Consider the following 14,286-nt stretch of genomic DNA (forward strand, 5'->3'; position numbering starts at 1 on the left):
CATTGCAGATGAGACACCCAGCTTTTTTTGCGGCAACCACTGGAGAGTCACCCCCGATTGTACGGAGGACGAATGGCCACCAGAACGTCCTATTCGTTCATGTAGTCGGCTACTGTTTGCGCAGCAAGATCAGCATCCTGTATCAAAACACCGTGGCTGTAACCGTGATAGATGTGAAGCTCCCCACCCATCGCGTCACGCATGTCAGGAGCCCCTGTTTCCGACACCGCAGTGTCTTTATCATAACCAAGATGTAAGGGCTTAACTGTGAGCTGATGGCCAGAGACTGGCGCGAACGGCGTGTTTGTCGGCCAACCACCACAATACGCACCGCTGACGATCAAGTTGTCATTCGCTTCAAGCGCATCCCCCGGCACCACAAGGGATCCAAGGTACGGAAGAAGCTTCGAGTGATCGGGTGGAGTCGCATTCTCATTACATATGACAGCGTTACTTTGCACCATCATGGCCTGAACCAACTTTTGTTGGATTTCCTGCTGCTTACGCATATCCGGGGTGAGGGCATCGGTACTATCACCCGAACCAGGCTTCCTCGACGGCTCTTGCAAGGAGCCTTCATGATGAGATTTAGCCTTGGCGTCGCTGACTGCTTGTGCCAACTCTGGCCACGTCTTTTGATCGTATAACGAAGTGACCGCGGTCGACGTCGGCGCACCTATATTCTCCACGGGGAGCAGGCCAGCATACATCTTCATAACATCAATAAAACGACCAGCCTTCCACGACAGCGAATCGACAGTGTTTAACAAGCCTATTGCTGCCTCGGCATAATCATCCGGAACTGCGTGAACATCGTCGCGACCAGCCGGCTGTGGCCGAACCGGGGGAGCCACCCCGTAGACATCACGAATTACCGAGGCAAAAGACCTATACACCTCACGGGGGGTTGTCCCCAAGTGGTATTTCGCATCCTGCTCAGCTATCCAAGAAAAGAACGCACGTACCGCTTCCTGCCGAGTCCGTTGTCGCTTCGCAGCCATGTCATTGGCCCAGTCGCGAGGCGACGCGCTCGAATCAAGAATCACTTTGTGTGTTGAAGATGGGAACAACGTCGCATACGTGCTCATCAGTATCCCACCATAGGAAACCCCATATAAGTTGAGGGTCTTTTCCCCGAGATACTTACGTGCTTCCTCTAAATCCCGGGCGGTATTCGCGGTGTTCACTGTTTTCGTATACCCGGGGTTGTGGGATTCGCAGGCCTCATACAGTGCTGCGGCCGGCATCATCGAGGTCCTCGGCGGTTCGCAATTGAGTGGAGTGCCCCAGGTTAATCCACGGGGTTCCACTGCGATGAGGTCATAGTCTTTGCCAATGCTATCTGGGAGACGAACGCGAGGTGATGTTGGATCATCGTCGGCGGGATCACTGAACATGCCGAGCGCGTCGCCACCGGGGCCGCCAGGGTTACCCGCGATAACACCCTTCTTTTTCCCCGTGGCTGGGATTTTACTCATGGTGAGTTCAATCGTTCCGGCCGACGGATCATCGTAATCCTTCGGGACGGTAAAAGTTGCGCACGTTGCGCGTGCGACCACCCCTGACCCTTCGGGGCACGGGCCCCATGACAATGTCGATGAGGTGTCCAAAGCCTCCCCAGCGTACGCCGGGATAGCAGTAGAGAGAGTTAGTAAAGCGCTGGCTGCCAGTATTCTGGCCCGTCTTGTCATGGTTCACCTAAAGGGGGTTAGTGGGGCCAGATCATGGCCCGAGGGAGGAATGACACTAATGACAACCTACATCATGTGGCAGGCAGCCAGCCCTGAATTCCCATCCTTCTCCCCCACCCCTGGGGTGGCACCCCAGCTGTCTAATACTGCCTCACAAACGACCGCACGTCCCCCCGAGCGCTCACATACTCAGCGGGACGTGCGGAACGGCGGCACCAACCGGTGCGGATTCACATGCCACACCACCATACGGCGGGGCGATGTCACATTAGGTGTTTACCGTCGCGACCGTGCTTCGTCTCCTGGTGCGGGTTCGCGGGGTTCCTCGGCACCGCCACACTCGTGCTCATTGCGGCCCTGGGCTGCACACACAGCGGCACGTGCATTGACAATACCGGCGCCGAGCTGGTGGGTCTTCGATGAGGAGTTGCCGTAGTTGTCGTCCGGCTCCTGGGTGTAGGGGCTGGCGGTGTTACGCAGAATTTTCTCGATTTCAGGATTGGTGATACCTGGTTTAGCACTCTTGATCAGCGCGATAACACCAGCGACGAGCGGTGTTGCCATTGACGTGCCGTCCAGGTACCTGTAGCCCGGTTCAGTTTGTCCGGTCTCACCTTTGTTCACCGTGGACCAGATACCAGCTTCTTCATTCACCACACCACCGTGCCTACCGCGCGGGAGGTGGTTTCCACCTGGGGCACCAAAGTCAACCGCGTCACCGTAGTTGGAGTAATTAGCACGGTGCCCCTCAGGGCCTGTTGCCCCCACAACCATGACGCCCTTGCAATTAGCAGGCTGCGTATAGGAAGTATCGGTGTTGTCATTGCCTGCTGCGACAGCTACCGTAGCTCCCTGCTCATTAGCGAAGTCAATAGCACGCTGATATGGCGCGGAGCAGCGGGGCGCGTCGCCACCGAGGGACAGGTTAATAACATTAGCTTTGTTGGGGTTGTCGGGAACCCCATCGATATGCTTGCCGGCAGACCAGGCGATGCCATCAACGATATCGGAGAGGCGACCACCGCACGCACCCAGTGCACGCACGGGGAGGATACGGGCATCGGGGGCAACACCAGCGACCCCCTGGCCGTTATCAGTGTTCGCTGCCGCGATACCGGCCACATGGGTGCCATGCCAGGACGACGGGCCCCCATTGTCATCAGCACGGCACATTCCCGGGCGAGTCCAGTCACCCTCATCATTGGGGTTAGCGTCCCGGCCCGGGTCCCGATCGCGTGAAGCTTGATCCTCAGAGATCATGTCATAGCCGGGAAGAATCTTGCCCTCAAGGTCAGGGTGGGGCGTGATACCAGTGTCAACCACAGCGATCACTTGGTTCTGCCCACGCGCACCGGCATCCCACGCTGGGGGAATATGCGAGCCATGCTCGTGGGTAAACGACCACTGGCGACCAAAATCGGAATCGGACGGAGTGGCGGAATTTTTCTGAATCTGATCAATTTCCGCGACGTTGATCTCCGCCTTGGACTCCAACTTGCCCTTCAGACTCGGAACATCACGAGCAGGCACGGGCGGATCCAGTTTGACAACATACGAGCCATCAAACATCTGACGGGTGTACGAGCCCTTGGATTTGAACTCCGAGGTGATCTCATTGATGACATCCATGCGGTGTTTTTCATCAACCGTTGCCATCTTGTTGAATGTGACGATGAATTGATCTGCATCAAGATCATACCGGACATGATTGCGACTACGGGGAGAATCCGCAGAATGATCGGGTTCTGCGTTGGAGTTAAGGGCGGGGAGAAGGAGTGAAGATGCAGCTATTGCCACAGACAACACTGCCACAGTTGAGGCAGCAAAATTGCGATATTTTTTCACTGACACTTTCCTATGTTCAAGGGATACCGACTAGATAATTATACCTCAGATTTATGATTAATTGTTTTATTCGAGGTAGTCGCTAGAAAGAGTTGAAAATAATGTTTTGGGTAGAAAATTTGATACTTCTAAGAATGTAGATAATTTGATGCGGGAATACGCTTCAGGGGGATACATTTAGGAATACGCAAGAATAAAAGACAATCGCAGTAGCGCTGAAGATGCACGTCAACAGCGTTTTCATTCCGCCGACAACCACACCAACCGCCGTCCCATTCTCACAACAAAAGGGGTGAAAGTTGCACACACAATTCCCCCAAAACAACAATAAAGAAACAAACAATATTGACTATTATTCCCCCCGAAAAAGCCATTCCACTGCAACTCTGCCGGACCACACACAATACTTAAAATCTGCTACATAAACAAATAACATCACAGCACGCCAGACACAACCGGCACCCAGAGACCCCCAAGCTCCAAAAATACAAGGCGCTAGCAGGACCGCGTCGCGTTAAAAGACAACGAACCCACTAGCGCCAGGCACACCCCAGAACAAACCAGGACTACTGCATCACAAGTTAATCATGTGGCCAAGAGTCCCCTCAGCCGCTTCCTTAATAGCCTCCGACAACGTCGGGTGGGTGTGAACGTTACGGCCAATTTCCTCCGCAGTAAGGTCATACCGCGCAGCAAGCGTCAACTCCGGCAACATCTCAGACACATTGGAACCAACCATGTGAGCACCGAGAATCTCACCATACTCACCGTCTGTCACAACCTTCACGAAACCAGCAGGCTCACCCAACCCCTGCGCCTTACCATTCGCCGTGAACGGGAAGCTCGCAACCTTAATCTCACGATCCGGGAACTTCTCTTTCGCCGCAGCCTCCGTGTACCCCATCGACGCCACCTGCGGATTACAGAACGTCGCACGCGGCATCATCATGTAATCACCCAGTGCCTCAGTCTCCGCACCAGCAATCGTTTCCGCAGCCACAACACCCTGCGCCTCAGCAACATGCGCCAACTGCAACTTCGCAGTGACATCACCAATAGCGTAGATACCATCGACATTGGTGCGCATGAAATCATCAACCGCGATAGCACCACGATCAGTGAGCTCCACACCTGTCTTCTCCAAGCCGTAGCCCTCCACGCGCGGCGCAAACCCCACCGACACGAGCACACGATCCACAGTCAACGTCTGCTGACGAGAGCCATCCTTCTTCTCAATGTCCACCTCAACACTGTCACCATTATCACGCACAGCGGTGGTCTTGTGACCAGTCATAATGGTCACACCAAGCTTCTTATACTGCTTCGCAATCTCCCGGGAAACATCCTTATCCTCGTTGGGCAGGACAGAATCCATAAATTCAACGATGGTGACATCCACACCATAGTTCGCCAGCACATAGGCAAACTCCATACCAATCGCGCCCGCGCCGACAATCACCATCGACCCCGGAAGATCCTCATTGAGAATCTGCTCCTCATAGGACACCACATTGCCACCGAATTCAATACCAGGGAGGGACCTCACCACAGAACCCGTCGCAATAATGCAATTATCGAACGTGATGGTGGTACCAGCATCATCCCCATCGGACACCTCAATGGTGTGCGCATCGGTAAACGTCCCCAAGCCATGAATCTCTGTGATCTTGTTCTTCTTCATCAAGAAGTGAACACCCTTCACAATGTTGGCGGACACCTTCCTGGAACGCTTATGCGCCGCACCAAAGTCAAACGACACATCACCAGACATGCCAAAAGTCTTCGCCTCATGCGTGAACGTGTGCGCCAATTCAGCATTGCGGAGCAGCGCCTTCGAGGGAATACACCCCACATTCAGGCACACACCACCCCAATACTGCTTTTCCACAACAGCGACTTTCTTACCCAACTGGGCGGCACGAATCGCTGCCACGTAACCGCCGGGACCTGCACCAAGAATAACTACGTCATAATGTTCAGCCACGGTTGTTTAGGATACGACGCTGCCACAGAGATTTCAGGTTTGGGGGCAATATCCGTCGCCTTACCTACATTACGAACAACAAAACACGACGACACCGCGCCACGCGCCCGGACTACATCACCCGTAATTCCCTCGCACGCACAAGAGCAGCAGTCCGATTGGAGACCTGCAATTTCTCGTAGATGTGCACCAGGTGAGTCTTCACTGTCGCTTCTGAAATAAATAACGACTGGGCGATCTGTTTATTAGTTGCACCGGTCGACAAGTGGCCGAGTATTTCCACTTCCCTCTCGGACAGTTCCACATTGGCGGGGCTGTATGTGAGCGCCGCAAGAATATCCGGCGATAGCGTTGTTTTTCCTGCTGCGGTGTCAACAATCGCCTGGTGAACCGCGGAGGCCGGCGCATCTTTAAGAAGGTAGCCGAGGGCGCCGCCTTTCACAGCAGCAACAATATCGGCGGTGGTGTCGAAAGTAGTGAGGATGAGAACTGGCGGGCCACCCTGCGCTGCGATGTTCTTGGTGGCCGTAATCCCATCCATCACAGGCATTTGGATATCCATGACCACGACATCCACAGGGGCAGTACCAGAATCAGCTCTACTCTCGTTCAGGGAATGATGCGCACCACTACCCCCGGCAACCCGCTCTGCACCACCATCGGTCACACCCGACGTTCCTGCAAGGTAGTCGAGGGCAGCGCGCCCGTGTTCCGCTTCCCCAACAACACTAATGTCGGGGAAACTGTCGAGAACCGCGCGGAGCCCGGCGCGGACGATAGGGTGATCGTCGACAAGGAGGACGCGGATAGTGGCAGTCATGGGGTGTTCCGTTCGGTGTCGTCCGTGATGGCATGTTGTGATGTCAACGGTAGGCGTAGTGCGATAGCAGTTCCATGGCCCGGGGTGGATTCCACGGTGAGGGTTCCGTCGAGGGCTTCTGCGCGTTGCCGCACACTTGTGAGACCAAATCCGAGAGTTGATGTGTCGGTGTTGAATCCACAACCATTATCGACGACATCAAGGGTGACGGTGTCATCCCAGAGTCCGAGGGTGACAACGGCGCGCGTCGCACGGGCGTGGAGGCGCACGTTAGCCATGGTGGATTGGACGACTCTGATCAGTGTGTGGCTGATCGTGTCCGGGATGGGTGGTGTGGCGTCGTCACCGTGGTTGCTTTCGTAGCGGAATTCACAGGTGAGGTGTTGTCCCTCTGCGAGGGCTTGAGCTTGTGTTTGTCGGCAGGCCGCCTCGAGGTGGTGGCGAATGTTGACGTCGCCTGGTTGGGTCATGTTGTGGATGAAGCGTCGCGCTTCGGCCAGGTTGTCGGTGGCGGTGGCTTCGATGGTGGCGATGGTGTGGTGGAACGTAGCGAGGTCAGCGTGATCGGTGGGTACGGTGCCCGTGGCGGGGTCGGCAGAACCGCGGGGAATCTGTAGTGATCTGCTCATAAGCACGATGGAGCTTAATCCTTGAGCGACGGTGTCATGGATTTCTCGGGCTAGTCGCTCTCTTTCCTCCATGCGCCCTGCTGTGTGTTCAGTGGTAGCACGTTCAGCCTGGGATGCTTTAAGAGCGTCGGCTGTACGACGGTATTGGTTAGCTAGGCTTCGGTATTCGCGCGCAATGTGGAGGTATCGCTGAGATTCATTATAAAGAGCCCGATACGCCCATGAGATAACAAGAGCGAAAGCTGCCCCGAAGGTGGGGCCGAGGGCGATGCCGAGGGAGTAGCCATCTGTGCGACCCTGGGAGGCCAGGTGGAGATAGGGTACGGCTGCGGCCATCACGGTGACTGCAATGACGGCGACGATACCTTTCCACGATGGCCACACGTGCATGCACAGGAACATGATGGGCAGTGCCAGCCATACGAAGTTCGGGGAGATGAGGATGAGGAGAAACCATAACCCGGTGACGGCTGCGATCCACCACGGTGCGTAGCGACGGGGGTCCGGAATGCGACGCCCTCCCTGGTGTCCACGGCCAGCGTGGGTGTGGTTGTGCTTGGTGTATCGGTTTTCCCAGATCGTTCCGCCCATGTAGACGATAGCCAGCAGAACGACCCCACCGATGGCGCACATCGCGGGGGCTGTATCTGGGCCGTTGTTTCCTGCCGGTGGTGTGATGAGGGTGGTGCCGTGTGACGAGGCGCCGCCCATGCCTGCCAGGTATCGGCTGAGGCCGACGACGAGGAGCGCGGCCACCATGACGTGAAGGGCGACGCGGAGGACCATCAACACAGCGGAATGCGATGTCACCTCGGGCGCGTGGGAGTCCATTCCGGTGTCGTGTGCTGGGTGGGGGCGCGGCATCACCATAGTGGTCATTCTAGGTTTTGTCCCACCCACGGGCATCAACCTTTTGGTTGAGTCACAATCCTCCTAAATCCCGATGCATATCGATGTCCCCCTGGTGGAGACTGGGATTCACCACCGGATCAACACGACGTTGGGGCCCACGGCACGCATGACACATGCGGGGAGAGGCTCCGGAACACAGGAAAGGACGTGGGCTGATGTTTCTTGGTATGAGGGAGGTCCTGTATGCCAAAGGGCGGTTTGCTCTGATGACAGCGGTGATCGGGTTGATCACCGTTTTGTTGGTGATGCTGACGGGCCTCACACATGGGTTGGGCCAGCAGAATACGTCGGTGTTGACGTCGATGGGTGCGGATCGGTTTGTTTTTGGTGCTCCGGTATCTGAGGCTCCGGCTAACCCAGCGGGTGCGACGGCGACGACGGGTAAGGCCGAGGTGTCTTTTGCGAACGCGGCGGTGACGGAGGATCAAGTTGCGCGGTGGCGGGATGCCGGCGCGGTGGCCACACCGGTGGGTTTTGCGCAGACCAAGGTGGAGGCGTCGACATCCGATGGGGCCGCCATTCTTGGTGTCCCCAGTGATGCGAAGTTCATGACGAGCGTCGTGGGGGATCCTCAGCGTGGCAGGGTGGATACGCTTCACGCCCAGGACATTGCCCTGTCGGAGTCGTTGGCGAAAAAAATTAACGCTCACGTGAATGAGAACGTCATTGTCCAAGGTGAGACGCTGACGGTCGTTGGCATCGTGGCGGATGAATACTACAGCCACAGTCTTGTGGCATGGACAAATACGTCAACGTGGCGGGATCTCGTCCACCAGCCTGAATCGGTGGTGGGGAGTGCGTTGGTTGTCACTGGTGGCGTATCAGCAGATGCGTGGTCGAGGCTGGAGAAGGACACAAAAATGGTGTCTGCCAGTACCCATGGTTCATTCCGGGGTCTCCCGGCGTATTCCACGGAGAATGGGTCGTTGGTGACGATGCAGGGTTTTCTGTATGTCATTTCTGCGCTGGTGACCGTGTCGTTCTTAACAGTATGGACGATGCAGCGTACTCGCGATATTGCGGTTCTTCGGGCTCTTGGGGCGGCACGGGGCTACTTGATGCGTGACGCATTGGGGCAGGCTGCGGTTGTGCTTGCAGCAGGTGTAGTGGGTGGTGGCGTGGTGGGGTGGGCCCTTGGGCTCCTCGCAGGCCGGACGGTGCCCTTCGAAACCTCATGGGTCACCACGGCTGGGCCGGCAGTTGGGATGTGGGGGCTCGGCATCCTTGGCGCGGTGTGTGCTGTACGCAAAGTGTCGACAACGAACCCTCTTATTGCATTGGGCGGGAACTAGGTATGACAACGAATTGTGAGAAGAGGCCTGTCAGTAGACCGGGCATGGGCAACGATGAAAGGACACACACCATGGTCACAGCGGCCGCACAGACAACTCGTTCCACCACTACTGCTGCTGGTCACAGTGGTGGCAACAATGAACCGGTGTTGCGCCTTAATGATGTCACGGTGAGGTACCCCGATGGTGTCGATGCCACGGGGAATCCTCGAAGCATCACGGCGTTGGACGCGGTGACGTTCACGGTGTCGCGAGGCCACGTTGTCGGGCTTGTTGGTGAATCTGGCTCGGGGAAATCCACGTTGCTCTCGGTGGCGGCTGGGCTGATGCCGCCGACGTCAGGGGAGGTCATCATTGATGGTGTGTCGCTCACAGATGGGGAGTCTCAGTCACCGGTGGCGACTCGGTGGCCTGTGGGATTGCGGGCATGGGCGAGACGAGTGTCGGCCACCAATGAGGCGCGTCGCTCCCGCATCCGGTTGGATAAGGTCGGGGTGATTTTTCAGCAGCCTAACTTGCTCGCGCCGCTGACTGCTCGCGAGCAGCTGCTGATCAGTGATCATATTCGCGGGGTGCGTGGGCGTGCTCTTCGGCGGCGGCGGTCGCGTGCCGATGAGTTGTTGGAGCTCGTTGGCCTCGACGCTATGGCCGACCGTCGTGTTCATGAGCTCTCTGGTGGGCAGCGTCAGCGGGTGAATATCGCGCGGGCGTTGATGGGGGAACCGGTTGTGTTGTTGGCAGATGAGCCGACATCTGCTCTTGATGCTGCACGCTCACGTTCGATGATGGATTTGTTGTCGACGATCACGCGTCGCCTTGATCTCGCCACGGTGGTGGTGACTCACGATCATGGTGTGTTGGAGTATGTGGATACGACGGTGACCATGGCTGATGGGCGCGCGCATGCGACTGTGGCACCGTCGGCGTGGTGACGCTGCCGGGGAATGTCAGCTTAGTGGCGTGACGGGGGTGTCGTCTCCGCGGTGGTCGGCACGTTCTTGCGGGAGACCATCACCAAGAAAATGAGCGTGAGTGTTGCTTCCACGGCGCCGAACCCGAGCATGGTGACATAGTCGAAACGCCCGGAGAGCTTCGTGAGAATCATGGGGAAGAAGAACCCGACGTAGGTGAGCGCGTAGAAGACTGATGTCAAGCCAGCAAGATCGTCGGGGCCGGCCAACCGTTGAACTTCGATAAGCCCAGAGATGAGAACGAGACCATAACCCAGGCCCAGTAAGGCTGCGACGGTGAGGGTTCCGATAATGGTGAGCTGCGTAGATACGAAGGCTGCGAGTGCCATTCCGACGGCGACGAAAATGATGCCGATGATCGGTCCACGTGCACTCCGTGCGGTGTTGATGCGGCCGCCAACTTTTTGGATGCCGAACCCGAAAGCGAGGCAGACCACGGTGAGGAGCGATGAGTACGCGACGGGCGCGCCTACGTGTGAGGACATGAGTGCGGGTGTGACAGCGTAAGCGACGCCGGCGGCGCCAAATCCCCATGGGGCCATGGGCACAACGACTGTCAGGAATCGCGGGTGCTTCACGGTGGGGACGGCGAGGTCAGACCAGAAGCTGCCATGGACGTTAAGGTGAGCGGACTGCCGTGTTTCTGGGGTTTTCACCAGGAACAGTAGTGCGGGAATGGATAGGGTGATGTGAACGAGGTAGGACAGTTGGCCGGGTATGGGGCCCCACTGTGCGAGAACACCTGCCATGCCCGCTCCCAGTCCAAGGCCGCTGGTTAAGGCCATTGCAGCGCGTCCTGCTCCGGAGGAGGGTTTCGCATGCGGGTCAAATGGTGCTTGTGAGAGTTCCTTGACCCATGATCCACCTACTGTCATGGCGATGCCGACTGCCAGTCCGGCGAGGAATCGCCCGGTGAACATGGGGAGTTCAGTTTTCTCACCGATGGCGATGAGGGCAGATCCGAGGATCGCGGCAACTGGCCCGCCAAGCATGACGGTCTTTCTGCCATAACGGTCTGAGAGGGGGCCGAGAAAAATGAGGCCAATCATGATTCCGGTGGCGTAGGAGCCCAATAATGAATCGACGAATACTGGTGAAAACACGCTTTCATTGCGGTAGAAGATGAGCAGTGGTGTGAACTCGTTGCCGCCCCAGGTCATGACGAACATCGCGAACGCCACGCACAGCCAGGCATATCGATGAGACGATGCAGAGGTGTGTGTGGCACGGGCACGGATCTCTCGTGGTGTGAACTCACTGGTGGCGGTCGTGTGGGGCGTGTGGGGGGCGGGTGCATCTGAGTTATTGCTCTCAGACGAGTTCAGGGAGGACATGGCATTATCGTAGAAGTGCCTAGTTTTTCAACCAAGTAGAATCGTGATTTTCAGCGAAAATCGACGCCCCGGCTACAGGGCAACACGGTACCAACCCCGTATCCACGGCATCTATCGGCTGACAACTGGGGTACGACCACAACGTCAATGACATCACGGAGAGGATATGGCACCTATGGCCCACACAGACTCTGGCGATTCACGCACCACCCCTGTCGGTACGACGAAAGTGGCATTAGTGACCGGGGCGACGTCGGGAATTGGCGAATCGGCAGCGCGCATGCTCCTGAAAAAGGGTTTCGTGGTGTACGGGGCTGCCCGGCGTGAGGATCGCTTGCGAGAACTTGAACAGTGTGGGGTGCGCACGTTGCGCATGGATGTGACAGATGAGGAGTCGATGCGCGTGGGGATCGACACCATTATTCGCGACGAAAACCATATTGATGTTCTCGTCAATTGTGCCGGTTACGGCGTTGTCGGCGCCATTGAGGATATTGATCTGGAGGATGCGCGTCGCCAGTTTGAGGTGAATGTCATCGGACCTATGGCACTGGTGCGGCTCATAGCCCCGTATATGCGTGAGCGTGGGGACGGGCGGATTGTGAATGTGTCGTCGATCGCGGGGAAGGTGCCGGCTCCGCTCGGCGGCTGGTACCACGGTTCGAAGTTCGCCTTGGAGGGGTTGAGTGATTGCCTTCGGCTGGAGCTGGCGCCATGGGGTATCGACGTGTCGGTGGTGGAGCCCGCACCCGTCACGACCGAGTGGGCACCGATTGCGCACAAGGCGTTGGAAAAAACCAGCAAGGGCGGCGCGTATGAGTCCATGGCACACAAAGTGGCGGACTCGTTTGAGTTCAACCATCGACCCGGTTTGGCCTCCCGACCAGCGAGCGTTGCCCGTGCCATAGTTAAGGCTGCAACGGCGAAACGCCCACGCACGCGGTATGCGGTTGGGCCAGTGGCAAAGTCAACGATGGTGTCGCGGAAGATACTTCCGGATCGCGCCATGGACTGGGTTATTCGGAAATCGTACAAGTTGTGATGGGTGCATTGCCGCAGCATGGCACAGCCAACAAAACCCTGCCGGGTTTAGTACATCATTCGCACTAAGCAGCCCTCAATTGCCATGCGAAGCGTGTAGTCAGGAAGATACTCCGGGATAAAACCAAACCTCGCACCGACACCAAAGAATCCCGCTGTATTGAGATTACACGCTTGTAGCGACTTGTCCTGCTTCGAACCCAGCTCTTTAATTGTCGGAAATATGTGATCACGAAAGCGATTAACATAACCTTTTGTGGCGGTCTCTATATTCACCACACCCGACAACGAGGGGCAGGTAAGCACCCGAGCGTGCACTGAAAGGGTTCTGTGTTCATCATGACCACACCATACTTTCCCCTTTTATCCTTTTATATTTTTATTAAAACTCACTGACCAGCACAAATGCGCCATCAGGTGAAACGCACTGCTATTCCCCGCCGAGAAGTTCGTGGAGGAGACGTGCGCGGTAGGCCTCGTGGCCGGCGGTGTCCAGTACGGCGTAGGCGGAAATTTCTTCTACAATGTGAGTGACGTTATCATTCACGATTCAACTCCTCGTCAATGTGAAGATAAAGTGACCTTGCCACCTACAAGAGGTAGGTTTTACTGTAGCTTATAGTCGTCCCATCACTTCCCGATCAAACTCTTCTCCGTAGGTCTCCTCGATCCTGCGCATCACGATGTCCATGAATATAGCCTGAATACTGGTCTTTTCTTTCTTAACAGCAAAGTCAATGATGGCTTTTTGTTCTTCAGTCCCACGTAGAGTTGTGAACTGGAATTTGCGACCCTTCTCTGCGCGTTCTTTAACCCGTTCGTCTACAGTGACATCCCGAGGTTGTGAATCTTCTACAGATTTCATAGGCGATCCTTCTGTTTCTTGGCCAAGCTTTTTAAGCATTATTGCGACTTTTTCTTCCTAGTTGTTAGTCCTGTGCTCAGTGTTCCCATCGGCTGCTTTGGGGTCGGAGATTCCGACAAAACCGGTGGTGAGAGCTCAATCCCCGTCTACACCGAAAACACTAGCTGTGGGCACACTGAAAGCATCCTTCCCTTCAACAGATATAATTACCACAAAGGAGATGGATTTTCCGGGATCGTCAGACAAAAACGGAAAGCATCATCTTGACAGCGCCACGTATTAAATCCCGTATCGCATCACTCTTGTTACGGCCGACCCGACACTCTGAACCCGTACTTATTATCTCACACAAACATCAAAATGCCAGGGTGTAGCCGCGCACTGCCTATCAAAACCGAAGCGCAGCGCTTCCCTAAGCAGGATTGAGCTCTTATCATTCCCCAGGCAGCTGTAGCCCAAATGCTTTGATCTCCCCGCCGAAGTCCTCCTCATCACGCGTCATACGTGCAGGCAACCACGCCATATTCGCCATCAAGGGCGCGCAATGGTACTAGTCAGCTCCATCCCTCCGAAGACGTAGTACCGGGGACTAGCCGTATTCTGCACCTTAAGAGCAATAACCTCAACAAGTCGACTCAGCATTACGGACGCTCTTCATTCACCAGCTGCTTCTGCAACGATGGTCCACCCGTCAGGTGGTGAGGATGGCGAAAAAGATAATGCCTAAGAGGCATGAAACGACACTATCCAACTACCCCTATGGATAGTGCTCAACCCCCAGACTGTTGAGCCTGGGGGTTGTTTGTCTGGAGCCGCCTGTCAGAATCGAACTGACGACCTTCTCATTACGAGTGAGATGCTCTACCGACTGAGCTAAGGCGGCACGTTGTACCTCGACGCAT

At 56.2% G+C, this 14,286-nt stretch carries 10 protein-coding genes and 1 tRNA gene; 3 read left to right on the forward strand and 8 right to left on the reverse strand.

The window, feature by feature from the left end; translation table 11 throughout:
• Positions 1-89: 89 nt before the first annotated feature.
• From V5S80_RS05950 to V5S80_RS05970, 5 genes are all read right to left on the reverse strand, one after another.
• Positions 90-1,691 carry an alpha/beta fold hydrolase gene (locus tag V5S80_RS05950; RefSeq protein ID WP_395169841.1) on the reverse strand — a complete coding sequence of 534 codons (1,602 nt, stop codon included), beginning with the start codon at positions 1,689-1,691 and terminating at the stop codon, positions 90-92.
• A gap of 276 nt (positions 1,692-1,967) precedes the next feature.
• A complete protein-coding gene (locus V5S80_RS05955; protein ID WP_395169842.1) occupies positions 1,968-3,536 on the reverse strand; it encodes a S8 family peptidase in 1,569 nt (522 codons plus the stop codon).
• Between the two features lie 574 nt (positions 3,537-4,110).
• Complete coding sequence (gene lpdA / locus V5S80_RS05960; protein ID WP_395169843.1) at positions 4,111-5,520, reverse strand: dihydrolipoyl dehydrogenase; 1,410 nt, start codon at positions 5,518-5,520, stop codon at positions 4,111-4,113.
• A gap of 112 nt (positions 5,521-5,632) precedes the next feature.
• Positions 5,633-6,340: a response regulator gene (locus tag V5S80_RS05965; RefSeq protein ID WP_395169844.1), complete on the reverse strand. Its 708-nt coding sequence runs from the start codon at positions 6,338-6,340 to the stop codon at positions 5,633-5,635.
• Positions 6,337-7,839 carry a sensor histidine kinase gene (locus V5S80_RS05970; RefSeq protein ID WP_395169845.1) on the reverse strand — a complete coding sequence of 501 codons (1,503 nt, stop codon included), beginning with the start codon at positions 7,837-7,839 and terminating at the stop codon, positions 6,337-6,339. Before V5S80_RS05970 ends, V5S80_RS05965 begins: the two co-directional genes overlap by 4 nt.
• Before the next feature lie 197 nt (positions 7,840-8,036).
• On the opposite strand from V5S80_RS05970, the gene V5S80_RS05975 reads away from it, so the two are divergent.
• Positions 8,037-9,173 carry an ABC transporter permease gene (locus tag V5S80_RS05975; protein WP_395169846.1) on the forward strand — a complete coding sequence of 379 codons (1,137 nt, stop codon included), beginning with the start codon at positions 8,037-8,039 and terminating at the stop codon, positions 9,171-9,173.
• A 71-nt stretch (positions 9,174-9,244) separates the two neighbouring features.
• On the forward strand, positions 9,245-10,105 hold the full coding sequence (locus V5S80_RS05980; RefSeq protein WP_395169847.1) for an ABC transporter ATP-binding protein: 861 nt from the start codon (positions 9,245-9,247) through the stop codon (positions 10,103-10,105).
• 20 nt (positions 10,106-10,125) lie between these two features.
• On the opposite strand, the gene V5S80_RS05985 is transcribed toward V5S80_RS05980, so the two are convergent.
• Positions 10,126-11,478: an MFS transporter gene (locus V5S80_RS05985; protein ID WP_395169848.1), complete on the reverse strand. Its 1,353-nt coding sequence runs from the start codon at positions 11,476-11,478 to the stop codon at positions 10,126-10,128.
• 175 nt (positions 11,479-11,653) lie between these two features.
• Between V5S80_RS05985 and V5S80_RS05990 the strand changes: the two genes are divergently transcribed.
• The gene (locus V5S80_RS05990) at positions 11,654-12,520 is read left to right on the forward strand and encodes an oxidoreductase (RefSeq protein ID WP_395169849.1); all 867 of its coding nucleotides are present in this window, start codon (positions 11,654-11,656) and stop codon (positions 12,518-12,520) included.
• Positions 12,521-13,135: 615 nt separating this feature from the next.
• On the opposite strand, the gene V5S80_RS05995 is transcribed toward V5S80_RS05990, so the two are convergent.
• Positions 13,136-13,384, reverse strand: a complete 249-nt coding sequence (locus tag V5S80_RS05995) for a hypothetical protein (RefSeq protein ID WP_395169850.1) — start codon at positions 13,382-13,384, stop codon at positions 13,136-13,138.
• An 807-nt stretch (positions 13,385-14,191) separates the two neighbouring features.
• Positions 14,192-14,267 (reverse strand) — tRNA-Thr (locus V5S80_RS06000).
• Between the last annotated feature and the right edge of the window lie 19 nt (positions 14,268-14,286).

The organism is Corynebacterium sp. PCR 32 (assembly GCF_037464985.1).
In the GTDB taxonomy this organism is placed as follows: Bacteria; Actinomycetota; Actinomycetes; order Mycobacteriales; family Mycobacteriaceae; genus Corynebacterium; species Corynebacterium kroppenstedtii_D.

Bases quoted from the DNA above. Each gene is read 5' to 3' on its own strand.
- V5S80_RS05970 (WP_395169845.1), bottom strand. From the start codon at position 7,839: ATGGTGATGCCGCGCCCCCACCCAGCACACGACACCGGAATGGACTCC.
- V5S80_RS05965 (WP_395169844.1), bottom strand. From the start codon at position 6,340: ATGACTGCCACTATCCGCGTCCTCCTTGTCGACGATCACCCTATCGTC.
- V5S80_RS05975 (WP_395169846.1), top strand. From the start codon at position 8,037: ATGTTTCTTGGTATGAGGGAGGTCCTGTATGCCAAAGGGCGGTTTGCT.
- V5S80_RS05985 (WP_395169848.1), bottom strand. From the start codon at position 11,478: ATGTCCTCCCTGAACTCGTCTGAGAGCAATAACTCAGATGCACCCGCC.
- V5S80_RS05995 (WP_395169850.1), bottom strand. From the start codon at position 13,384: ATGAAATCTGTAGAAGATTCACAACCTCGGGATGTCACTGTAGACGAA.
- V5S80_RS05990 (WP_395169849.1), top strand. From the start codon at position 11,654: ATGGCCCACACAGACTCTGGCGATTCACGCACCACCCCTGTCGGTACG.
- V5S80_RS05980 (WP_395169847.1), top strand. From the start codon at position 9,245: ATGGTCACAGCGGCCGCACAGACAACTCGTTCCACCACTACTGCTGCT.
- V5S80_RS05950 (WP_395169841.1), bottom strand. From the start codon at position 1,691: ATGACAAGACGGGCCAGAATACTGGCAGCCAGCGCTTTACTAACTCTC.